Raw genomic sequence first — 22,964 nt, 5'->3', positions numbered from 1 at the left:
TTCGCCACCTGTTTTTTTGGTATTGAAATAACAATATCCCACTGAAGGAGAGATGATGTCTCACAACACCCTGAACACCCTGAAGGAATTCCCGGCCGGCGCCGGCCAGACCGGCCAGTACTACTCGCTGCCGGCGCTGGGCGAAGCCCTCGGGGTGAACCTGTCGCGCCTGCCGGTGTCGATCCGTATCGTGCTCGAATCCGTGCTGCGTAACTGCGACGGCAAGAAGGTCACCGAAGAGCACATCAAGCAGCTCGCGAACTGGGGCGCCACCGCCGAGCGCACCGACGAGATCCCGTTCGTCGTGGCCCGCGTCGTGCTGCAGGACTTCACCGGCGTGCCGCTGCTGGCCGACCTGGCCGCGATGCGCAACGTCGCCAACAAGATGGGCGTGGACGCCAAGAAGATCGAGCCGCTGGTGCCGGTCGACCTGGTGGTCGACCACTCGGTCACCATCGACCACTTCCGCGAGCCGAACGCGCTCGACCTGAACATGAAGCTGGAATTCCAGCGCAACAACGAGCGCTACCAGTTCATGAAGTGGGGCATGCAGGCCTTCGACACCTTCGGCGTCGTGCCGCCGGGCTTCGGCATCGTCCACCAGGTCAACCTGGAATACCTGGCGCGCGGCGTCATGAAGCAAGGCGACGTGTACTACCCGGACACCCTGGTCGGCACCGACTCGCACACCACCATGATCAACGGCGTCGGCGTCGTCGGCTGGGGCGTGGGCGGCATCGAAGCCGAAGCCGGCATGCTCGGCCAGCCGGTCTACTTCCTGACCCCGGACGTCATCGGCGTCAACCTGACCGGCAAGCTGCGCGAAGGCTGCACCGCGACCGACCTGGTGCTGACCATCACCGAAATGCTGCGCCATGCAAAAGTCGTGGGCAAGTTCGTCGAGTTCTTCGGCGAAGGCACCCGCTCGCTGTCGACCACCGACCGCGCCACCATCGCCAACATGGCCCCGGAATACGGCGCGACCATGGGCTTCTTCCCGGTGGACGAAGCAACCGTCGACTACTTCCGCGGCACCGGCCGTACCGAAGCCGAGCTGGCAGCCTTCGAAGGCTACTACAAGGCCCAGGGCATGTTCGGCGTGCCGCAGGCCGGCGAGATCGACTACACCCGCGTGCTGCACCTCGACCTCTCGACTGTTACTCCATCCTTGGCCGGCCCGAAGCGCCCGCAGGACCGTATCGAACTGGGTTCGGTGAAGAACACCTTCACCGACCTGTTCAGCAAGCCGACCACCGCCAACGGCTTCAATAAATCGCCGGACGACCTGCACAAGGTCTACGAGACCACCAACGGCGTGCGCGTGAAGAACGGCGACGTCCTGATCGCCGCGATCACCTCGTGCACCAACACCTCGAACCCGAGCGTGCTGCTGGCTGCCGGCCTGCTGGCCAAGAAAGCCGTCGAACGCGGCCTGACCGTCGCTCCGCACATCAAGTCCTCGCTGGCCCCTGGCTCGCGCGTGGTCACCGAGTACCTGACCGCCGCCGGCCTGCTGCCCTACCTGGACAAGCTGGGCTTCGGCGTGACCGCCTACGGCTGCACCACCTGCATCGGCAATGCCGGCGACCTGACCCCGGAACTGAACGCCGCGATCACCGACAACGACATCGTCGCCTCGGCCGTCCTGTCGGGCAACCGTAACTTCGAAGCACGTATCCACCCGAACATCCGTTCGAACTTCCTGGCTTCGCCACCGCTGGTCGTCGCCTACGCCATCGCCGGCAACATGACCCGCGACCTGATGAGCGAGCCGCTGGGCAAGGACCAGAACGGCGTCGACGTCTACCTGGGCGACGTGTGGCCGACTTCGCAGGAAATCGGCGAACTGATGCGCTTCGCGATGAACTCGGAAGTGTTCCAGAAGAACTACGCCGACGTGAAGGGCAACCCGGGCGAACTGTGGGAGCGCGTGTCCTCGACCGAAGGCCAGGTCTACAACTGGCCTGAGTCGACCTACATCGCCGAGCCGCCGTTCTTCAGCGACTTCGAGATGACCCCGAAGGCAGCCGCCACCGGCATCCAGGGCGCGCGCGCCCTGGGCGTGTTCGGCGACTCGATCACCACCGACCACATCTCCCCGGCCGGTTCGATCAAGGAAGACGGCCCGGCAGGCAAGTGGCTGAAGGACCATGGCGTCCTGAAGGCCGACTTCAATTCCTACGGCTCGCGCCGCGGCAACCACGAGATCATGATGCGCGGCACCTTCGCCAACGTGCGCATCAAGAACAAGATGATCCCGGCCAAGCCGGACGGTTCGGCGGTCGAAGGCGGCATCACCATCCACCAGCCGTCGGGCGAACAGCTGTCGATCTATGACGCGGCAATGAAGTACGTGGCGGAAGGCACCCCGACCATGATCTTCGGCGGCGAAGAATACGGCACCGGCTCGTCGCGCGACTGGGCAGCCAAGGGCACCCAGCTGCTGGGCGTGAAGGCCGTGGTCGTGCGTTCGTACGAGCGCATCCACCGCTCGAACCTGGTCGGCATGGGCGTGCTGCCGCTGCAGTTCATCGGCAACGACAGCGTCGAAACCCTGGGCATCACCGGCAAGGAAACCTACGACCTGAAGGGCCTGGAAGGCGAGATCAAGCCGCAACAACTGGCCACCCTGGTGATCCACCGCGAAAACGGCGAATCGCAGGAAGTGCAAGTGCTGCTGCGTATCGACACCCCGATCGAAGTCGACTACTACAAGCATGGCGGCATCCTGCCGTTCGTGCTGCGCCAGCTGCTGGCTGCGTAATCGGACCGGCCCGCGCGAGCGGGCTGCTAGCAGCCGAAAAGGCCGGGACCTGCGAAGGTCCCGGCCTTTTTTCATGCGCCGTCCTTATCCCATTGCAAAAATGAATTTCCTGCGCACAATTGGATTGTGAACTAAGGCAAAGTGTTAACGTTTACAATACGTGACCGCATTTTCCGCAAAGATATGTTGAGTTCGATTTTCCAAGCGTCGGGCCGGACGCCTGCCCGCGCCCTCGCCCTTGTTCTCCTGCTGATGCTGTGCATCTCTTTCCACACTGCGCAGGCCCAGCCGGCGCCGGTGCGTCTCGGCCTCGACGCCGAATTCGGCCTGGATAACAGCACCTCGGCCCAGGCCGTCGAACTGGGCATGCGCACCGCCATTCACGAGATCAACCGCGCCGGCGGCGTATTGAACGGCCGGCCCCTCGAACTGGTCACCCGCGACCACCGCTCGATCCCGGCCCGCGGCATCCGCAATATCGAGGAGTTCGCCCGCATGCCCGGGCTGGTCGCCGTGTTCGGCGGCCGCTTCAGCCCCGTGATCATCGAAGAGCTGCCGACCCTGAAGGCGACCAGGACCCTGTTCATGGCGCCGTGGTCCTCGGCCGACATGATCATCGACAACGGCATGACACCCAATTACGTCTTCCGTCTGTCGCTGCGGGACAGCCTGGCCATGCCCAAGCTGCTGCAGACGGCAAGCCGGCGCGGCCTGCACAAGGTCGGCCTGCTGCTGACGAATACGTCCTGGGGCCGCAGCAACCTGGCCGCGGCCGAAAAACATGCTGCGGCGAACAAAAATATCCGGATCGTGCAGACCGCCTGGTACAACTGGCGCGACCAGACCCTGCTCTCCAAGTACCAGGCCCTGCGTAGCGCCGGCGCCGAGACGATCGTCCTGGTCGCCAATGACGACGAGGCAGCTGTCCTGGTGCGCGAAGTGGCCGCCCTGCCGAAGGCCGAGCGCATTCCGATCCTGAGCCACTGGGGCGTCACCGGCGGCGAGTTCGTGCGCCAGGCCGGGCCGGCCCTCCACCAGGTCGATTTTTCCGTGATCCAGACCTTCTCCTTCTTCCAGGCCGACAAGCGGCAACTGGCGCGCTTCATGGACAGCGTCGCCAAGGTGTCGCCGGTACGGCGGATCGAGGACATCAAGGGCCCGGTGGGCGTGGCGCATGCCTACGACCTGGTGCACATCCTGGCCAAGGCGATTGACCTGGCCGGCAGTGCCGACCGCAAGGCCGTGCGCGACGCCCTCGAACGCGTGCGCAGCCACCGCGGGCTGGTGAAGACCTACGCTCCCCCCTTCACGCCGGCCCGTCACGAAGCGCTCGGGGTACGCGACCTGCTGGTTGCCCGTTACCGGGCCGACGGCGTGCTGGTTCCGAGCAAAGACTGAGCATGCAAGCCTGGCTGACGACACGGGCTGCGAGCCTGACCCAGCGTTTCGCCTTCGCATCGGCGATCCTGGCCGCCGCTGCGGTGTTGCTGGTGGCGGCCGCCTCGTTCTTCCTGGTGGACCGCCAGCACGCTTCCGCGGAGACCCTGCTGCGGCAGCGCGACGCCGCCTTCAATGCGCGCACTGTCGGCAACACGCTGGCCACCCTCGTTACCCGCATCGACGAGGTGGCGAACAGTCCCATCCTGGCAACCGGCCTGGTCGACAGCGCGGGCAGGGAAACCTACCTGGCGCCCTTCCTCGGCGGCCTGCGCCAGATCAACGGCATCCCGGTCCAGCTGCTGTTTACCGATTTCGAAGGCAAGGCGGTGGCGGGCAACGGCCTCGAGCGCTTCACGCCCGGGCAGCTCGCCTGGCTGCGCGCGCGCATCGACCAGGGCGTGGAGAGCACCGCCATCTTCGGACAGGCCGGCGAGGCGGAACTGGTCGGCGTCAGCCTGCTGCGTTACTCGCGCACGAATACGCCGGAAGGCGCGCTGGTGTACAAGCTGCGGATCGGCGACCTGCATCCGACCCCGGCGTCCGCCTTGCTGTGGACGGGGCACTCCGGCGGCGTGCAGGACGAACGATCGCTGGACGTGCCGGTCAGGGTTCCCGCGCGGCTTGCGCACCTGGGCCTGAGCCTGCGCCTGGATCCATCCGAACTCGAGCATGTGCTGGCCACGCCCTGGCACCAGTACAGCCTGATCGCCGTCATCGCCGTCGCCGTCGCGGCGGTCATGTTCCTCCTGGGCACGCGCCTGGCGCTCGGCCTGACCCAGGAACTGCGCAAGCTCGAGCAATTCGCCAGCCGGCTGGGCGAAGAAGGCATCGACGAGCAGCGCGCCGAGCTGGCGGGCAGCAGCGAAACCATCACCCTGGCCCGCTCGATCAACGGCATGCTCGACCGGCTGCAGCACCAGCACGAACACTTGCAGCACGAGCACCGGCGCAAGGACGAATTCCTGGCCATGCTGGCGCACGAGCTGCGCAACCCGCTGGCGCCGATCAACAGCGCCGCCCAGCTGCTGCGCATGCTGGTCAAAGGCGAACCGCGGATCAGGCAAGCGAGCGAAGTCATCTCGCGCCAGGTCACGCACATGACCCACCTGGTCGACGACCTGCTGGATGTGTCGCGCGTTACCCGTGGCCTGGTCACGATCGACAAGGCGCACGTCGACCTGGGCGACATGCTGCGCGAGGCGGTGGAACAGGTCGTCCCCGTGATCGAGGCGCGCGGGCACCGCCTGCGCCTGGATGTGGCGGACGGCCCGCTGCCGGTCAGCGGCGACCGTACCAGGCTGATCCAGGTAGCGGCCAACCTGCTCAATAACGCGGCCAAGTACACGCCGGACGGCGGCGAGCTGCAGGTCTCGCTCCAGGCCGAGGGATCGGAAGCGGTGCTGCAAGTACGCGACAACGGCATCGGCATCGCCCCTGAGCTGCTGCCGGTGGTCTTCGACCTGTTCACCCAGGGCCAGCGCACGCCCGACCGCGCCCAGGGCGGGCTCGGACTGGGCCTGGCCCTCGTGAAGAAGCTGGTCGAACTGCACGATGGCAGCGTCCATGCGTACAGCGAGGGGCCGGGCCGGGGCAGCGCCTTCACCGTGCGCCTGCCCCTGGTTGCGAGCCTGCACGCGGCGCCAGCAGTTGCCGCGCCGGCCGCGGCGGCGCCCGCGCGCGCCAGCCGCATCCTCGTGGTTGACGACAATGTCGACGCTGCGGAAACGCTGGCCCTGCTGCTCCAGGCATCGGGCCACGACGTGCAGGTCGAGCACTCGGCACAGGCTGCACTGGCGCTGGCCGGGCACGCTGATTTCGACTTCATCCTCCTCGATATCGGCTTGCCGGACATGAGCGGACACGCGCTGGCCGGGGCCTTGTCGCGCCAGGCCCGCAGCGCCAAGGCCACCTTGATCGCCGTCAGCGGCTATGGCCAGGCGCAGGATCGCAGCATGTCGCAGCAGGCCGGCTTCGCCGAACACTTCGTCAAACCCGTCGTGGCAGACGAACTCACCGGCGCCATCGCACGCCTTGGCGCGCAACGCCGAGCTTGCCTGCCCGAATCGGAAAATCCGTAGCCGAGGCTTGTGATAAGGTGGCCGCGACCGACACAGCATCGAAGGAGAACCAATGGACCGTTTCAAAGACAAGGTCGTCCTGGTGACCGGTGCGGCGTCCGGCATCGGCCTGGCGGTCGCCCGCCGCTTCCTGGATGAAGGCGCCCGCGTCGTGCTGCTCGATATCGACGCGCCCTGCCTGAAGAAATCCGCCGCCACACTCCCCCAGGACCGCATCCTGGTGCAGGTCGGAGATACGGCCGACCGGAAGACCGCAGCAAGCGCCGTCAACGCCGCCGTCGAGCGCTTCGGCGGGCTGCATGTGCTGGTCAATAACGCCGGCATGGCGACCGAGGGCGACATCATGCAGACCAGCGAAGAAGACTTCGAACGGGTCATGGCGGTGAACGTGGCCGGCTACTTCCACATGGCCAAGGCGGCGATGCCGGAACTGGTCAAGACGCGCGGTTCGATCGTCATGACCTCGTCGGTCTCGGGGCTGGGCGGGGACTGGGAACTGTTCGCCTACAACACCTCTAAGGGCGCCGTCACCAACATGGTGCGCGCGATGGCGATGGATGCGGCAAAGAATGGTGTCCGGGTGAACGCGGTCAACCCAAGTTTCACGAAGACCCGGATGACCGAGGACATGGTGGACAATCCCGAGCTGGTCGCGAAGTTCAGGGAACGCATGCCGCTCGGTGCACCCGAGGATCCGGAAGGCGTTGCGGCGGCGATGGTATTCCTGGCAAGTGACGATGCCCGCCTTATCACGGGGGTCAACCTGCCGGTCGACAACGGCTTGAGCGCCTCCAACGGCCAGCCGCCCATGTAATCATTGATCACAAAGAAAATATCATAAGAACAAGCGTTCTGTACGGCTGCGCACGGAAGCAAGGGAGCTCGCGGGGGATGATGGCTTATCGGGAAAGCAGACAGCATCTTGCTTCTGCACCCTTCATCCCAAGCGGAGGCACACATGCTATATACCATTGCTATCGTACTGCTCGTCCTGTGGCTGCTCGGCATGGTCACGTCGGTGGGTGGCGGACTGATCCACATTCTCCTCGTCGTCGCCGCCGTCGTCATCCTGATCCGCCTGTTCACCGGCCGAAAAGTACTCTGACGAATACACGCTGCCGAACGAAAAAGCCGGAACCTCGACAGTTCCGGCTTTTTCGTTTGTGCGATCACATTTCCGCCCACATCCTGAGCAGGTTGTGATAATGCCCCGTGATCCCCACGGTGGCCTCGCTCTCCCCATACGCCGCCCGGATCTTCTGGATATTCGTATCCAGCTCGAACAGCATCGCACGCCGGCTGTCGTCGCGCACCATGCTCTGGGTCCACAGGAACGAAGCCACCCGCTCGCCGCGCGTCACCGGCAGCACCTGGTGCACGCTCCCCGAGGGATACACGATCGCGTCGCCCGCCGGCAGTTTCACTTCGTGCGTCCCGTAGGCATCCACCACCACCAGCTCGCCGCCGTCGTAGTCCTCCGGGTCGCTCAGGAAAACAGTGGTGGACACATCGGCCCGCACCGGCGGCAGGCCGCCGCGCTGCGTGCGCACCGCGCCGTCCACGTGCAGCCCGTAGTGCTCGCCCCCGCCGTAGGCATTGAAGTAAGGCGCCAGGATCCGCAGCGGCAGCACGCTCGAGAAGAACAGCGGGTTGTTCATCAAGGAAGCGCTCACTACCTGCCCCAGCTCCAGCGCCAGCGGAGAGCCTTCCTTGAGCTGGCGGTTGCGCTTGACCTGGGCGCCCTGCGGACCGACGCTCTCGCGCCCGTCCACCCATTCCGGCGCACTGTCCATGCGGGCGCGGATGGCGGCGACCTGCTCACGCGTCAACACGCCCGGGATATGCAGCATCATGGTTCGACTCCTCGCAAAGAAAAAAGTCCTCCCGATCATATCAGGAGGGCAAAGTCCGGTTGCCCGGCGGGGGTGGTACGCGGTCTTTAGAACTTCAGGTTCGCCATCAGCGAAGCCGAACGGCCTGCGCCCACGCCCGCATAGTGCGGCGACGAGACGCGGTCGAAGTACAGCTTGTCCGTCAGGTTCTGGATGTTCAGTTGCAAGGACACGCTCGGGTTCAGCATCCAGGTCGCCATCGCGTCGAAGCGGGTGTACGACGGCGAGTACTTGGTGTTGTTCACGTTGGCGAACTGGCGATCCACGAAGTTGGCCCCACCGCCGATGGTGAAGGCCTTGTCCAGCGCGTAGGTCGTCCACAGCGAGGCGCTGTGCTTCGGCGTGGTCGGGAAGGCGTTGCCGTTGAACGGCGACGGGGTCCAGCGCGGCGGCGCGCCGGTAGCGGCAGTATTCACGAAGCCGTTGTCGGCGATGACGCCATCCAGGTAGGTGTAGCCGCCGAACACGGTCCAGGCGTTGGTAATGCGGCCCGACAGGCCGAATTCGACGCCTTCCAGTTCCTTGCGGCCCACGTTCTGGCTGGTGCCGTCCGGCGCGGTGACGCGGGCGTTGTCCATGTCGCTCTTGAACACGGCGGCGCTCACCGACAGGCGGCCGCCCGGCAGCACTTCCCACTTGGTGCCCAGCTCGATGCTGCGGCTGGTCTGCGGCTGCAGGTTCTGGATCGCGACGGTCAAGGCATCCAGTCCGTCGCCGCCGTCGTTGCCCGGCGGGGTCGCCGAGGTCGCCCACGACAGGTAGATGCTGCCGTTCGCCTTCGGCTTGTACACCAGGCCGGCCTGGTAGGTATCGAAGGTGGACTCGACGCGGGCACGGGTGGCCGCGCCGCCAGCGGTGGCCGGCGCGGTGTAGAGGGAGCTCGAGAAGTCGTCCCAGCGCGCGCCCAGGTTCAGCAGCCATTGCGGGCTGAACTCGATGGTGTCGAAGCCGTACACGGCGCGGGTGCGGGTCACGACATTGGTCAGGGCCGGCGACACGCTGCGGGTATGGACCCACGGATCGTTCGGGTTCGGGTTGACCAACGTGGTGCAGTTGTACAGGGTGGCCGCGCCCGCAGTCGGGCAGGTGAAGCTGCCGGTCAGCGGGTTGTTGGTGCCCGGGCTGAACAGGAAGCTGCCGCGGTCGGTCTCTTCGCGCGAGAACTCGACGCCGACGTTGAAGCTGTGCTTGATGCCGGCGGTGTTCCAGGTGCCGCTCAGGCTGGTCGCGTTGGCCAGCGTGTCGGTGTCGACCACGCGGGTGTTGGCGCGGCGCCAGACGGTGCCGTACAAGACGGTGTTGCCCTTCGAATCGTCCGGCTGGGTGTAGATGTAGTCCTGGCCGCTCTTGCCCCAGCGGGTCACGTTGCGGATGGCCAGGCCCGAAGCGAATTCGTGGCGCAGGTCGACGGTGGCGACGTCGGTGTTCGTGTCACGGAAATCGCGGTTCTTCAGGCCATAGAAGGCTTCGCGGTCATTGGTAAACGGGGTGCCGCCGCCGTTCTTCGCCGTGTTCGGGCCGCTGGCGATCGGGTTGTCGAAGGGGATGCCGGTGTCCGGGATCTCGCTGCTCTCCATGTGGTAGAAGCTCAGGATCGCGCGGCTTGGGCCGTTCAGGCCGAAGGTGATGCTCGGCGCGACGCCCCAGCGCTCGCCGCCCACCACGTCGCGGCCGGCGACGTCGTTGGTATGCACCATCGTGTTCAGGCGGAAGCCGGTGTTGTCGCCGACGACGCGATTGATGTCGGTGGTGACGCGGGCATAGTTGTCGGTGCCCAGGCCGACCGTGGCGTTGCTGAAGTTGCTGTCCTTGGCGGTCTTGGTGACGATGTTGATGCCGCCGCCGGCCGAGGAACGACCGCCCAGCGCCGAATTCGGGCCCTTGACCACTTCGACCTGCTCGATCGCGAAGATCTCGCGCGACTGCGAGCCGGAATCGCGCACGCCGTCGATATAGGTGTCGGTCTGGGCGTTGTAGCCGCGGATGAACAGGTTGTCGCCCACCGGGTTGCCGCCTTCGGAGGCGCCGATGGTGATGCCCGGCACCGTGCGAAGCGCGTCGGTCAGCGACACGGCGCCGGTCTGCGAGATGGTTTCCGACGTGACGACGGTGACCGATTTCGGCGTGTCGAGCAGGGGCGCGGTGAACTTGTCGGAGCTCGACTTGACGGGACCCTGCACGGCGCGGTCGTTGCCGCCGGTGACGTGCACCTTGGGCAGCGTGGCGCCGTCGGCCAGTTCAGGGGCGGCCGGGGCCACGCCGCTGGCGTGCACGCCGAGCGGCATGGCCAGCGTCGCCAGCACGGCAAGCGCCGGGGCCGACATGAGGGGAGCGGAAGGTCGGGTGTGTTTCTTGCTCTTGATGAAGGTGCTGCTTGCCTGCGAAGTGATCGTGGTCATTTTCTTCTTAGTTGGGGTGTTCCGGCAGCGCCAAAACCTGAATTTTAATGAGAACGATTCGCATTATGTTTTCTATTCAGGTTTTTTGCAAGCCCGCCTTTTCTCTCCGAAGGGACCATGTGTTCGTGGCATGTGGCCGAATCAACTACAATAACGGGGATATGGGTTTATCATGACCTTGTCCATTACTGTAAAGAGAGACCCCTAGCGCCATGCGTCGTCCTTCCAAAGATTCAACCCCCAAACTCTCCGCCGAAAGCCAGCGTCTCGTCAGCATTGCGCAAGCCATCATGCAGGCCGCCAGCCGGGTCGAGGAACGGACCTGGGAGCGCCAACTGGACACGCAACTGCAGAAGCTGCTCAAGACCAACCACCAGGACAGCATCGACGCCGCGCTGAACGCCCTGTTCAAGGACGACCTCGCCTCGTACGACGTGCTGATGGATGCGGTCGAGGCCGTGAGCGAATCGGCCACCATGGTCGAGCAGCAGGATGGCAGCGAAGTCACCTGGCAGGCCCTGCTGGTGGCCGCGCCGGTGCTCGCCTGGACCCGCTTCAACATCGCTTCCGGAAACATCCCGGCCGAGATGCTGGGCACGCTGCAGGCGCACTTCTCGGCCCACCTGCTGGCCGAAGGCACCCGCATCGCCGTGGCGCCTACCCTGTACTCGATCGACCAGCTGCCGCGCACCCATGCCGAAACCTACGCGCTGACGCACAAGCTGGCCGCCGCCGCGCACAAGGGCGGCACGGTCAAGCCGGCCGCGCGCGCGGAGGAAACCGCGCCCTTCCTGGCCGACACCCGCTTCCTGCTGGTGGCGATCGTCGCACCACAGAACGCACCGATGTTCCGCTGGCAAGAGCCGCAGCACCACATCGGTTTCGCCGAAGAGCGCAACCGCGCGCTGGAGCAGTGGCGCACGCAGGGCACGGCCAACATCGCGCGCCTGCTGCCGGGCTGCGGCGTCGAGCTGCTGCTGCCGGAAGCGTATTACGTGGCCTGCCGCGAAGCGGATAAACTGATCCGCCCGATCTCGATCCGCGCCGCGGTCCACTACTTGACCCATACGCTGGGCGTGGAACCTTCGGACCTGCGTGCCGTGATCGCCGGCTTCGGCGAAGAGTCGGCCGACATCCAGATCGACGAATACCGGGTGGCGTTCACCATGCGCCAGGACAGCGATGTCATGTACGGCATCGTGTGGCCGCTGTACGGGCAGGAAGACGAGAGCGGCACGCCGATGGAAGGCCCATTCGCCGCCGGCCCTGCCCCGCTGACCCCGATCAACGAAATCGTCGCCCACCTGAACGAGGCCGGCATCGCCCACATCAAGCGCATCAACGAGCGCTACCCGGCTGAATATTGCGACGACTGCGGCGGCCCCCTGTTCGCCGATCCGACCGGCGAGCTGGTGCATGCTGAAATGCCGGACGATGCGCCGGCGGGTTCCGAGCACTTCCACTGATCGGATTTCGTAGCGTGGGCGGCTATGCCGCCCACGCGTTCAAATCACATATGAATTTTTGCTGCCGCGTTCACGCATACACTGTTTGAACGCGTGGGCGGGAGACCCGCCCACCCTACGATTCCCGTGCCAAATGGAGAAGCCCCCGATGCTCCGCCTCGCTGTCGCCACCCTCGCCCTCTGCACCGCGGGCGCAGTCTTCGCCGCCCCAGGCAAATCCCCCCAGCAAGCCCGCAGCACCAGCATCAAGACCAAGGTCAACTACCTGACCTTCCTCCCCAAGTCCTACTCCGCCAAGGGCGACAAGGTTCCGCTGATCGTCTTCCTGCACGGCTCCGGCGAGCGCGGTACCGACCTGAACAAGGTGAAAGCATGGGGCCCGCCGGCCATCGTCGAGAAGGACCCGGACTTTCCCTTCATGGTGGTCTCACCCCAGGTCGGGGAAGGCCAGTGGTGGGATGCCTACCTGTTGAAATCGATGCTCGACGACGTGCTGAAGCGCTACAACGTCGACCGCAAGCGCGTCTACCTGACCGGCATCAGCATGGGCGGCTACGGCGCCTGGGATTTCGCGTCGCGCTATCCGGACTATTTCGCCGCGGTCGCCCCGATCTGCGGCGGCGGCATCCCGCGCCTTGCGGGCCGGCTGAAGGACATTCCGGTGTGGGCCTTCCACGGCCTGAAGGACGACGCGGTGCCGGAACAGGAATCGGCACGCATGGTCGAGGCGCTGAAGGCGGAGGGTGGCAACGTGAAATATACGGTGCTGCCGGAAGCCGGCCACATCGCGGCATGGGTGCATGCCTACGGCGAGGCCGGCTTGTTCGAGTGGCTGGCGCAGCAGCGCCGGCAGTGATGCCGGCGCCCTGATCACTCGGCTCAGAACCGGAAGTTGGCAGTCAGGCTGGCCGAGCGCGGCGCCCCCGGCGTATAGCGGTAACCGCTCTTGTTGATGCTCGCGACATAGCGCTCGTCCGCAATGTTGTACACGTTCAGGCGCAGGTCGAGGTTCGGACTGATGCGATACGACGCCATCGCATCGAACACCCAATACGACTCCGTATACTTCGGCGTGCCGATCGCGCCGTCGGTGCCGCGCTTGAGTTCGTCGCTGAAGCGCGCCCCGCCGCCGATCTTGAAGTCCGGGGTGACATCGTAGGCCGTCCACAGCGTGAACGAGGACTTCGGCGTATAGCTCAGCCCGTTCTCGCCGAGTGCGGTCACCATGCGCCCCGCTTCCACGCTGGTGTCCATGTACAGGTAGCCCGCGCTCACCAGCCAGTTGGCGGCCAGCGCGCCGGTGGCGCCCAGCTCGATCCCCTGCACGCGCTTGTGGCCGGTCTGGTACCACTTGAGGTCGACCGGGTCCTGCTCGAGCTCGTTCTTCACCTCGGTGCGGAACAGGGCCGCGCTCAGGGACAGTTTCTGGCGCAGCAGGTCCAGCTTGCCGCCCAGCTCGTAGGTCCGGGTCGACTGCGGATCGTAGATCGGGTTCTGGGCACTGTTCACGTTGCCGGACACGGTGAAATTCGAACCCGGCGGCAGCTTGGAGCTGGCCACCAGCGCGTACACGCTGCTGTTGGTGCTTGGCTTGTACAGCAGCGAGGCCTTGCCGTTCACAAAGGTGTCGCTGACGCTGAAGCGGGTCGGCACAAGCACGTTATTGGTCAGCGCCACCACGTTGTAGTCGCCGCGGAAACGGTCCACGCGCACGCCGCCATTGAAGATCCAGCGCTCGCCGAACTTGATGGTGTCGAAGGCGTACAGGCTCTGGGTATCGACGTCGCCTTCGTTGAAGGCGCCAGTGCGGGCCATGGTCATGCCGCTGACCGGATCGCGCGGGTTCGGGTGGTACAAGCTGGCAGCCGGCATGCTGCCGAGGCCGGTGCGGCCGTAGGTCACCTGGGTTTCGTTGACGAATTCGAGGCCGGTCACCAGGGTGTGGCGCAGCGCACCGGTCGTGAAGTCGGCGGTGAGCGTGGTCTGGTTGGTGAGGATCTTGTTTTCCTGGTCCTTGACGGTGCGGGTGCTGCGCGCCACGGTCCAGGTGGAGGGATCGGATTCGACCGGCGTCTTGAAATTGGCGGCGCTGGCCAGCCAGGCGGTCAACAGGTAGTCCTGTTTGGTGCGGCCGTAGCGGCTGACGTTCGACAGGCGCAGGTTCGGCGCGAACGCGTGTTCGATGCGCACGGTTGCCATGTCGGCCTTGACCTTGTCGTAGTCGCTTTCCGAGCCGTAGAAATTGTCTGGATCGACCGGCGCTGCGTTGCCGATGAACGGACGGGTCAGGTCCGGGCTGGTGTAGCCAGGCAGGCCGATGGTGGGCACGCCGCCGTCCGGCACGTTGTCCTGGTCCACGTGCAGGAAATCGAGGTGCACGCGGGTCGGGCCGTTCAGGCCGAAGCCCAGGCTCGGCGCCACTGCCCAACGTTTGTTCTTGACCACATCGCGCGCCGGATTGCCGGAATCCTGGGCCAGCACGTTCAGGCGCAGCGCGATGCCGCGTTCGGCGCTCAAGACCGTGTTCAGGTCGGCCGTGGCCCGTTTCTGCGAAGCGCTGCCGCCGGTCAGGGAGCTACTTGCCGCATCCGCCATCTGCGCCTTCTTGCTCACCAGGTTGACCGAACCGGTCGGCGAGCCACGGCCGGTATCGGTGCCCGCCGGTCCCTTGAGGACGTCGATCTGCTCGAGGTTGAAGACGTCGCGCGAGACCGAACCGATGTCGCGCACGCCGTCGACGAAAATGCTGCCGGAGGTATCGAAGCCGCGCATGAAGATCGCGTCGCCGGTATTCGTGTTGCCGTTCTCGCCCAGGAAGAAGGCGCCCACGCCCGGCGTGTTGCGTAGCGCTTCGGTGAGGGTCAGCGCGCCCTGCTGCTCGAACAATTCCTTCTTGATGACCTGCACCGTCTGCGCGGTGTCGACCAGCTTCTCGGTGTACTTCGGCGACGAGGCGTGCTCGGCCTTGAAGGCGTTTTCCGCCTTGCCAACGACCTCCACGGTGGACGCGGGTGCGATGTCCAGCGCCGCGACGTCGACCCCACTCGCATGCGCCGCCATCGGCAGCAGGACGGCAGCCAGGGCGGTGCCCACCACGCGCGATTGAGGGTGTTTGCGGCTTTTTATTGCGCTTTTTATTGTTTTCATACGAAGCTGTTCCTTGGCAGTCAAAAGTTGGGAAAAAGGTCATCAATGAAAATTATTGTAAAGAAAACGCTCTGACATGTAAACAGGAATCATTCTCATTATCGTTTACATTCGCATTGATGACAAACCCCGCCATGGACGAGCAGGAGCAGCCGACGATTCAACGGGCACGGAAGATTGGAGGGAATCTGAACGGCAGCGCGACATCGCAGCTGCCGGTAAGGACGGCCTGCGGGCGCAGGCCGGCGGGATGTCAGCGCGGCAGGCTGGCGATGACTTTAGTGGCGAACTCGGCAGGATTGCCGGCGTGCCAGCGCCACACGATCACCAGATCGTGCTCGGGCGAAACGACGATGGTGTTGCTGCCCGCACCCAGTGCGGCATAGGCGCTGGCGGGAAGGCCCGGCAGGTTCTTGCCCTTGGTATTGAGCCACCACAGGTAGCCATAGTCGGGACCGTGGGCGCTTGGCGTAAGCGCCTCCTTCACGTAGGACGGCGGCAGGACCTGCTTGCCGTCCCAGGCGCCACCGCGCAGCCACAGGTAGCCGAAGCGCGCCATGTCCCAGGAATTGATCCACATGCCGCCGCCCCAGCGCGTGCCGCCGCTGACCGAGGCGACTGGCTTGCCGTCCAGTTCGACGTAGCTGTTATGGTAGGGCACCCACTTCCAGCTGTTCGAGGCGCCGATCGGGTCCATCACCTGCTGCTGGAACACCTCCGGCACCGGCTGCTTGAGGACGCGCAGCAGCGACAAGGCGAAGCGGTTGATGCGCACGTCGTTGTACTCGTAGAAGCTGCCCGGCGCCTGCAGCGCGCGCGGCTTGCGCTCGCCCGCGCCGAACGCTTCCTTGCCGATGAAGTCGGCGTTCTTGCCCCACAGGCTGCCCTCCCACTCCGTCTCCTGCTGCAGGTGCTGCTTCCATGTCACCTGGGCATTGCGCGGCGAAGCGTAGCCGCCATCGCTCACGCGCTTGCCCACCGCCTCGTCGACCGCGATGCGGCCATCGCGCACGGCCACGCCGGCCACCGTGGCCAGCATGCTCTTGGCCACCGAATAAGTCGGGTCGACAAATTGCGTGTCGCCGAATTCGGCCACCACATAGCCCTTGTAGATCACCAGTCCATTGGTGCGGGCGCGTTTGGTCGGCATCGAACCCAGGCGACTCCCGAAAGTCGCTTCCTGGTCCGAGAAATCGACCGCACGCGCGGTTTCGCGCGACTGCGCGAACTGCACGGCCGCCGCCAGGGCCTTCACGTCAATGCCGAGCTCGGCGGGCGACTTGCGGGCCCATTCGCCGGCGGGGGGGAAGTAGCTTGCGGAGGTGGTGACGCCCGGGGTTGCGGCGCAGCCCGCGACCAGGGGCAGCAGCGCGGCGAGGCCAAGGGCCAGCACGCCGCGGCGTGAAACGTGAGTCATGGATTGGTCCACTGGGAAAACGGATAACGGATCAGGCTGGAGTTGTAGTAGCGCTTGTCGCCGGTGACTTCCGCACCTAGCCAGTCGGGCTTGTCGAACGCCGCGTCTTCCGACGGCAGCTCGATCTCGGCCACCACCAGGCCGGCGTTCTCGCCCAGGAATTCATCGACTTCCCAAGTGAAGCCGGCGTAGGGAATGCGGCGCCGGTATTTCTCGACCAGCGGGCGTTTGCACAGGCGCTCTAACAGTTCCTCGGCTTCCATCAGCGGAATCGGATATTCCCATTCCCCGCGGGTCGCGCCCGTGCTCTTGCTCTTGATGGTGAGGACACCGGTATCGCCCTCGATGCGCACGCGCACCGTGCGCTCGGGGTCCGAGCATAAATAGCCCTGGCGCAGCAGGGTCGGCTCACCCAGCTGGCGCCAGCCGTCGCCCGCCAGCAGGAACTTGCGCTCGATTTCGACGCCCATGCCTGGTTCCTACCCCTCAGTCCAGCGACTGCAGGATCGGCTGCAGGATCGCCGCACCCAGCGCCGCGCTGCGCGCACCGTTCCAGCCGGTGTGCTGGTCGGGCAGGTTGGCATTGTCCTTGAACGGCATCTCCAGCGTCAGCGACAGGCACTTGAAGGTGTGGCCGATGTACTTGGAGGCCAGGGTCAGGAGTTCTTCGTTGTACTTGCTGGCCGCATAGCCATGCACGTTCTGGAAGTCCGGGCTGGCCGCCATGTACTGCTCGATGAATGCATTCTGGGAGGCCAGGCGCTCCGGGGTGAAGTCGGCCAGCATCTCGCTGCCCGCCACGAAGTTGTACGGTAGTGCTTCATCGCCATGGATGTCGAAGAACATGTCGACCCCGGTCTCGTGGATCTTGTTCTTCACGCACAGCACTTCCGGGCTGCGCTCGCGCGAAGGCGTCATCCATTCGCGATTCAGGTTGGCGCCCGCCGCATTGGTGCGCAGGTTGCCGCGCACCGAGCCGTCCGGGTTCATGTTCGGCACGATGTAGAACACGGCGCGCTCCAGCAGCTTGCGCGCCACCGGGTTGGCGTTGTCCAGCAGCGCATCCATCATGCCCTCGACGAACCATTCGGCCATGGTCTCGCCCGGATGCTGGCGCGCGATCACCCAGATCTTCTTTTCCGCCTGCGGGTTGCCGATCACGACCAGGTTCATGTCGCGCCCGTCGACCGTGGTGCCGATGTCGTGCACGCGGGCAATCGGGTTCTCGGCCACTTCGCCCAGCAGGCGCAGGTGGCGCTCCCAGGTGTAAGGCTCGAAGTATGCGTAGTAGATGCTGTCGAGTTCAGGCGTGTGATTGACCGTCATCACCTGGCCGTCGAAGCTGGTGGGAACGCGGAACCAGTTCTCGGTGTCGTAGCTGGCCGCGACCTGGTAGTCCTCGAAGCCCTTCGGATAGGTGGCCTGCCCGGCGTTCAGGAAGCGGATCGTGCAGGCCTGGCCGCGCGCGCCCTGCAGGCGGAAATGGAACCACTGGTGGATGTCGGCGTGCGAATCCTTGCGCAGGTTCAGGTCGATCGCCTTCGGGCCATCGGCCCGCACGACTTCGATGGCCCCGGAATCGAAGCTCTGGCTGATTTTGATGGACATGGCGACTCCTTTCGTGAAAGACGACGAGCTTACTGCGCGTCGAGGTCGATCAGGTCCTTGGCGTACATGATCATGATCTGGCGCATCAGTTCGACGTTGCTACGGTCCAGCACGACGGTCAGGTCTTCCTTGGCGTTGGAGACGAAGGTCATGCGCAGCGCACCGCGCAGTTCCCGGCACTGCACGTATTCGGCACGCGGCGTATAGGGATTGTCCCAATCCTGCTGCGTCACCGGTGCGGACTGCGGTGGCGCAGCCAGGTTCGGGTCGCGGTTCGGTGGCAGATGCTTGAGCAGCCAGAACACGATCGAAGCCGGCATATAGATGCCCACGTCGCTCGCGCCCTTGCAGGCGAACTTGACCAGCAACAGGTTGCCGACGCGATCGCACGACATGGCCATGGTCTTGACTTCACGAATAAGCGCAGGTTTCACGACGATATTCCTAGGGAAAAGGTTGAAAAAGGCGCAGCGATTCTACCGCATCCCACCGTCCTGTTGTGTGCTATCCGCAGTGCAAAATGCAAAACGGGGAGCTTGCGCTCCCCGTGTCGAGGTTGCCGGTGCGCTCCCTTGGAGCGGCGGCGACGGCTTACTCTTTCGAGCCGCGGCCGCCTTGCGAGCTGCGGCCGCCCTTGCTCGAAGCGGCGCGCGAAGGACCACCCGAACCGGCGTTGGCCGATTGGCGGTTGCCGTGGCTCATGCTGCCGGCCCGGCGGGCTTCTTCCGAAGTGAACTCGTGGGCCGTGCCCTTGGCGTGGGCAGCCTTGCCGCCCTGGCTGGCGATTTCGCGCTGGCGGGCCGGATCCATCGAAGCGAAACCGCGGTTGCGGGTACCGCTGCTCTGACTGTTGCCGCCCTGGTTGCTGCCTTGCTTGCTAGCTTGATTACTTGAGGCCATGATGATCTTCTCCCTTGTACGCTATTGAACCGCCGCGTCCTGCGGCAGGCTGTTACCCATCACGTTCGAAAGCCCGCGTTCGAGGCCAGATGAGTGACCGGCGAAATCATCTTAGGTAGCACTGATGAATGAGGGTATAGGACGTTTTCAGATGACTTTGTAGGAATTCACGCGACAGAAAATGCATCTGCGAAAGTGTACTTCCAGTCGTCAACAAAACCCTTCAGTATCCGTCCTACACAGACCCCCTACGCCTTCCTATACTGCATTCAAGAGAGCGCGCGCATCATGGCAGGATGAGCATCACGAAAGGAGTCGATATGGACGCGAACCAACGTAGCGAGGTCAATAACCAGACCAATAACGGCGCCAACGAAAAGTGGACGCCGGGCGCCAAGGGCAATACCGGGAGCGGCCCGATGGACCACACCTACCCGCAGGGGCCGGGCCGGCAGAACGCGATCCGCGGCGAGAACCAAATGCATTCAGCGCAGGATCCTTCGCGCATGGGCCAGCAGGAAGTGGCAGCCGAGGACGGCGGACACGCCGGCCATGAGGCCACCCTGCCCGGCGCCGTCGAGTCGGACCTGCCGGGCGGCTCGCTGCAAAGCCAGCAGACCGGCGGCTCGGGTCCGCAGCAAGGCATTACCGACAGCCACCAGCGCCAGATGGAACAGCACTCGGGCGCCTGGGGCCTGCTCGAGCAGCCTGTCGGCAACCGCGACAAACATTCCGGCACCGACCTGCATGCGCACGCGATGCATCCGCAGGACGCGGCGCAAGCGGAGCTGCGGGGCGGGGAGGGAAACCGGCAGAGCGCGCCTGGTAGTCACGAAGGCACCGGGATGGCAGTCGGCCCGCATCGCAACCAGCAACGGAGGGAACCATGAGCCAGGAGTCGAATCAGAACCGTCAGGACAGCACCGACCGCAGCGGTTCGCAGACGGGTCCTTCCGGAAACGAAGGAAAAGCCGAGCGACATCAATCGAACGACACCACCGGCGGGTTGCCGCGCAGCCCGGGCAATAGCGGCCCGCGCAGCGACAACCCGGGCTGGCTGCCAGCCCAGAGCGTGGACGCGGAAAAGAACCCGGTCCACGAGTCGAACGACGTCGCCGGCGGCTTGCCGAAGAGCCCGGCCGGCGCCAACCGCCTGGCGGGCGACCGCAAGATGGACGACGATACCGGCTTCTCGCGCAAGTAGGCGCCTGGCGTGGCCGGCAGCGCCGGCCACGCACTCAACCGGCTTTCATCCGGGCCGAACATTGATGCAGCTCCAAGCGGCACTTCTCTAACGGAACCCATCCGTTCCGGCGCGACTCCAACCGCACTGAACACGTCCCGTTGTCCGCACGTCGCGGTGGCGGCACACGTGCCTCGACGCGGAGAAGAGTGATGTCTGCAACGACGGATGACGCAAGAATCGCGGTGTCGGTGGTGGTCCCCGCCTGTGGCCGCATGGACCTGCTCGACCGCTGCCTGGACGCACTGATGCGCCAGCAGTTCGATCCGCAACACTTCGAAATCGTCGTCGTCGACGACGAGCCCAACCACAACACACTACACCTGGTCGCCGGCTGGCGCACCCGCATGCTCGAGCGCGGACCGCGCCTGTCCTACGTTGCCAACCCGGGGCCGGTCGGGCCGGCATCGAGCCGCAACCGCGGCTGGCGCGCCGCGCGCGGCCCCGTCGTTGCCTTTACCAGCGACGATGCGGTGCCGGAGCCCGGCTGGCTGGCCGCGGGCATGGCCGCCTTCGCCAATGACGGCGAAGTGGTGTGCGGGCGCATCCAGACCCCGGTCCCGGCCCGCCCCACCGAATACCAGCGCAGCGCCCACGGGCACGACGCCGCCGACTTCACCAGCGCCAGCTGCTTTTTCCGCAAACCGGTACTCGAACGGCTCGACGGCTTCGACGAACGCTTCAGCGTGCCGCGCGGAAGCGACGCCGACATGTACTTCCGGCTGCTGGAGCACGGCGTCTCCATCATGCGCGCGCCGCGTGCGCTGGTGGTCCACCCGGTGCGGCCCGTGCCCTGGGGCGCGAGCCTGCTGCAGATCCGCCACGCGGTCTTCGATGCCCTGCTCTACAAGAAACACCCGGCCCTGTACCGCCAGAAAGTCGAGGCGCGCCCGCGCTGGGACCACTATGCCATCGTCGGCGTGCTGCTGCTCACGCTGGCCGGTTTGCTGGCCGGCCTGCCGGTGCTGGCGGGCCTGACCTTCGCGGCCTGGGTGCTGCTCACCGGCCGCCTGTGCGCGCACCGGCTGCGCGGCGTCACGCATACCCCGGCGCACGTGGCGGAAATGGTGATCACGTCGGCGCTGCTGCCGCCGCTGGCCGTGTTCTGGCGCCTGGCCGGCGCGGTGCGCTACCGCGTCCGTTTCGCATGAGGCCGCCATGCGTGGAGGCCCAGGTTTGAATGAAGTCCAGGCCACGCCGGCTTCCGACGCAGCGATGGAAGCGATGGAAACGGCAATGCAATCGGGGGCACACCCGATCCCACAGCGGCCCGCCGCCATCGTTGGCGCGCGGCGCCGCATCGCGATCATCAGCGAGCATGCCTCGCCGTTGGCAGGGCTCGGCAAGGTCGATTGCGGCGGCCAGAACGTCTACGTGGCCCAGCTTGCGCGCGAACTGGCGGGCGCCGGGCACCTGGTCGACGTGTTCACGCGGCGTGACGCACCCGGGCAGCGGCCGCTCGTGCACTGGCTCGAGAACATCCGCGTCATCCACGTGCCGGCCGGGCCGCCGCACTACGTGGCGAAAGAGCAGATGCTGCCGCACGTCGATGCGTTCTCGCGCTACGTCACCCGCTTCGCGCGGCGCCAGCCGCATCACTACGACATCGCGCACGCCAACTTCTTCATGTCGGGCATGGTGGCCCAGCACCTCAAGACGGCACTCGGGCTGCCCTTCGTGCTCACCTTCCATTCGCTGGGGCGGGTGCGCCGGCTGGCGCAGGGCACCGCCGACACCTTCCCCATTGCCCGCATGCGCATCGAAGCCTCGCTGATGCGCGCGGCCGACCGCATCATCGCCGAATGCCCGCAAGACCGCCTCGACATGGAGCGGCTCTACGGCGCCCCGCTCTCGCGCATCGCCATCGCGTCCTGCGGCTTCTCGCCGGACGAACTGTGGCCGGTTCCGATGCACGAGGCGCGCGCCCGCCTGGGTCTCGACGAGAGCCGCTTCATCGTGCTCCAGCTCGGCCGATTGGTGCCGCGCAAGGGCGTCGACACCGTGATCCAGGGCGTCGCCATGCTGCGCCACCGCCACGGCGCCGATGCGCAACTGTTGGTGGTCGGCGGCGACGCCGGCCACGGCGCGGCCGGCCATCCGGGCGACGGTTTCGAACTGGCGCGCCTGCGGGGTGTCGCTGCCGACCTGGGCATTGCCGCGCACGTCCGCTTCACCGGACAGCAGCCGCGCACCGCGCTGCGCGACTACTACAGCGCCGCCAACGTGTTTGCCAGCGCACCCTGGTACGAACCCTTCGGCATCACCCCGGTCGAAGCGATGGCCTGCGCCCGCCCGGTGGTCGGCGCCGAGGTGGGCGGCATCAAGAGCACGGTCAACGACAGCGTGACCGGCTTCCTGGTCCCGTCGCGCGACCCGGCGGCGCTGGCCGACCGGCTGGCGCGCCTGGTCCGCCATCCCGAACTGGCGCGCGCGATGGGCGAAGCCGGGCGCCGCCGCGCCTGCGAACACTACACCTGGCGCCACGTCGCCACGCAGCTGGCGGCCATCTATGCCGACGTGCTGGACGCCACCCCGCCTGCCGCCCACACCGCCACGCATCTCAACTGAGCCGTCCCAGAGAAGCCCGCGAGCACGACGACAACGCAGCAT

General features: G+C 65.7%; 19 protein-coding genes. 11 read left to right on the top strand and 8 right to left on the bottom strand.

Annotated elements, in window-relative coordinates; genetic code table 11:
• Positions 1–55 precede the first annotated feature (55 nt).
• The 5 genes from acnA to AC56LU_RS09495 all read left to right on the top strand — a co-directional run bounded on the left by acnA (position 56) and on the right by AC56LU_RS09495 (position 7,387).
• Positions 56–2,764: an aconitate hydratase AcnA gene (gene acnA, locus AC56LU_RS09515; RefSeq protein ID WP_497175346.1), complete on the top strand. Its 2,709-nt coding sequence runs from the start codon at positions 56–58 to the stop codon at positions 2,762–2,764.
• Between the two features lie 186 nt (positions 2,765–2,950).
• Entirely contained in the window at positions 2,951–4,162 is a 1,212-nt protein-coding gene (locus tag AC56LU_RS09510) for an ABC transporter substrate-binding protein (RefSeq protein ID WP_497175345.1), read from the top strand.
• Positions 4,163–4,164: 2 nt separating this feature from the next.
• Positions 4,165–6,282, top strand: a complete 2,118-nt coding sequence (locus AC56LU_RS09505) for a hybrid sensor histidine kinase/response regulator (protein WP_497175344.1) — start codon at positions 4,165–4,167, stop codon at positions 6,280–6,282.
• A gap of 52 nt (positions 6,283–6,334) precedes the next feature.
• Positions 6,335–7,096 (top strand): meso-2,3-butanediol dehydrogenase, encoded by a 762-nt coding sequence (gene budC / locus AC56LU_RS09500; RefSeq protein WP_497175343.1) that lies wholly within the window; start codon positions 6,335–6,337, stop codon positions 7,094–7,096.
• Between the two features lie 144 nt (positions 7,097–7,240).
• Positions 7,241–7,387: a lmo0937 family membrane protein gene (locus tag AC56LU_RS09495; protein ID WP_497175342.1), complete on the top strand. Its 147-nt coding sequence runs from the start codon at positions 7,241–7,243 to the stop codon at positions 7,385–7,387.
• A 64-nt stretch (positions 7,388–7,451) separates the two neighbouring features.
• Here the strand turns inward: AC56LU_RS09495 and AC56LU_RS09490 are convergent, their stop codons facing one another.
• Complete coding sequence (locus AC56LU_RS09490) at positions 7,452–8,135, bottom strand: Fe2+-dependent dioxygenase (RefSeq protein ID WP_497175341.1); 684 nt, start codon at positions 8,133–8,135, stop codon at positions 7,452–7,454.
• 86 nt (positions 8,136–8,221) lie between these two features.
• The gene (locus AC56LU_RS09485) at positions 8,222–10,573 is read right to left on the bottom strand and encodes a TonB-dependent receptor (RefSeq protein ID WP_497175340.1); all 2,352 of its coding nucleotides are present in this window, start codon (positions 10,571–10,573) and stop codon (positions 8,222–8,224) included.
• Positions 10,574–10,785: 212 nt separating this feature from the next.
• Here AC56LU_RS09485 and AC56LU_RS09480 point away from each other — a divergent pair, with 212 nt between their 5' ends.
• Both AC56LU_RS09480 and AC56LU_RS09475 read left to right on the top strand, forming a co-directional pair.
• On the top strand, positions 10,786–12,039 hold the full coding sequence (locus tag AC56LU_RS09480) for a DUF2863 family protein (protein ID WP_497175339.1): 1,254 nt from the start codon (positions 10,786–10,788) through the stop codon (positions 12,037–12,039).
• Between the two features lie 148 nt (positions 12,040–12,187).
• Positions 12,188–12,895 carry a carboxylesterase family protein gene (locus tag AC56LU_RS09475; RefSeq protein WP_497175338.1) on the top strand — a complete coding sequence of 236 codons (708 nt, stop codon included), beginning with the start codon at positions 12,188–12,190 and terminating at the stop codon, positions 12,893–12,895.
• Between the two features lie 23 nt (positions 12,896–12,918).
• Here AC56LU_RS09475 and AC56LU_RS09470 read toward each other — a convergent pair whose 3' ends face one another.
• From AC56LU_RS09470 to AC56LU_RS09445, 6 genes are all read right to left on the bottom strand, one after another.
• Positions 12,919–15,186, bottom strand: a complete 2,268-nt coding sequence (locus AC56LU_RS09470; RefSeq protein WP_497175337.1) for a catecholate siderophore receptor Fiu — start codon at positions 15,184–15,186, stop codon at positions 12,919–12,921.
• 253 nt (positions 15,187–15,439) lie between these two features.
• Positions 15,440–16,603: a serine hydrolase domain-containing protein gene (locus AC56LU_RS09465; protein ID WP_497175336.1), complete on the bottom strand. Its 1,164-nt coding sequence runs from the start codon at positions 16,601–16,603 to the stop codon at positions 15,440–15,442.
• Complete coding sequence (locus AC56LU_RS09460) at positions 16,600–17,073, bottom strand: CYTH domain-containing protein (protein WP_497175335.1); 474 nt, start codon at positions 17,071–17,073, stop codon at positions 16,600–16,602. Before AC56LU_RS09460 ends, AC56LU_RS09465 begins: the two co-directional genes overlap by 4 nt.
• Before the next feature lie 16 nt (positions 17,074–17,089).
• The gene (locus tag AC56LU_RS09455; protein ID WP_497175334.1) at positions 17,090–18,211 is read right to left on the bottom strand and encodes a M14 family metallopeptidase; all 1,122 of its coding nucleotides are present in this window, start codon (positions 18,209–18,211) and stop codon (positions 17,090–17,092) included.
• Between the two features lie 29 nt (positions 18,212–18,240).
• On the bottom strand, positions 18,241–18,645 hold the full coding sequence (locus AC56LU_RS09450; RefSeq protein ID WP_497175333.1) for a hypothetical protein: 405 nt from the start codon (positions 18,643–18,645) through the stop codon (positions 18,241–18,243).
• Between the two features lie 157 nt (positions 18,646–18,802).
• Positions 18,803–19,111 (bottom strand): KGG domain-containing protein, encoded by a 309-nt coding sequence (locus AC56LU_RS09445; protein WP_497175332.1) that lies wholly within the window; start codon positions 19,109–19,111, stop codon positions 18,803–18,805.
• Positions 19,112–19,431: 320 nt separating this feature from the next.
• Between AC56LU_RS09445 and AC56LU_RS09440 the strand changes: the two genes are divergently transcribed.
• From AC56LU_RS09440 to AC56LU_RS09425, 4 genes are all read left to right on the top strand, one after another.
• Complete coding sequence (locus tag AC56LU_RS09440; RefSeq protein ID WP_497175331.1) at positions 19,432–20,001, top strand: hypothetical protein; 570 nt, start codon at positions 19,432–19,434, stop codon at positions 19,999–20,001.
• Complete coding sequence (locus tag AC56LU_RS09435; RefSeq protein WP_497175330.1) at positions 19,998–20,315, top strand: hypothetical protein; 318 nt, start codon at positions 19,998–20,000, stop codon at positions 20,313–20,315. Before AC56LU_RS09440 ends, AC56LU_RS09435 begins: the two co-directional genes overlap by 4 nt.
• 191 nt (positions 20,316–20,506) lie before the next feature.
• Entirely contained in the window at positions 20,507–21,505 is a 999-nt protein-coding gene (locus AC56LU_RS09430; protein ID WP_497175329.1) for a glycosyltransferase family 2 protein, read from the top strand.
• Positions 21,506–21,530: 25 nt separating this feature from the next.
• A complete protein-coding gene (locus AC56LU_RS09425) occupies positions 21,531–22,922 on the top strand; it encodes a glycosyltransferase (RefSeq protein WP_497175328.1) in 1,392 nt (463 codons plus the stop codon).
• Positions 22,923–22,964: the final 42 nt, after the last annotated feature.

Source organism: Telluria sp. PB2R4, assembly GCF_059685695.1.
This window is presented reverse-complemented; position numbering and strand designations above follow the sequence as displayed.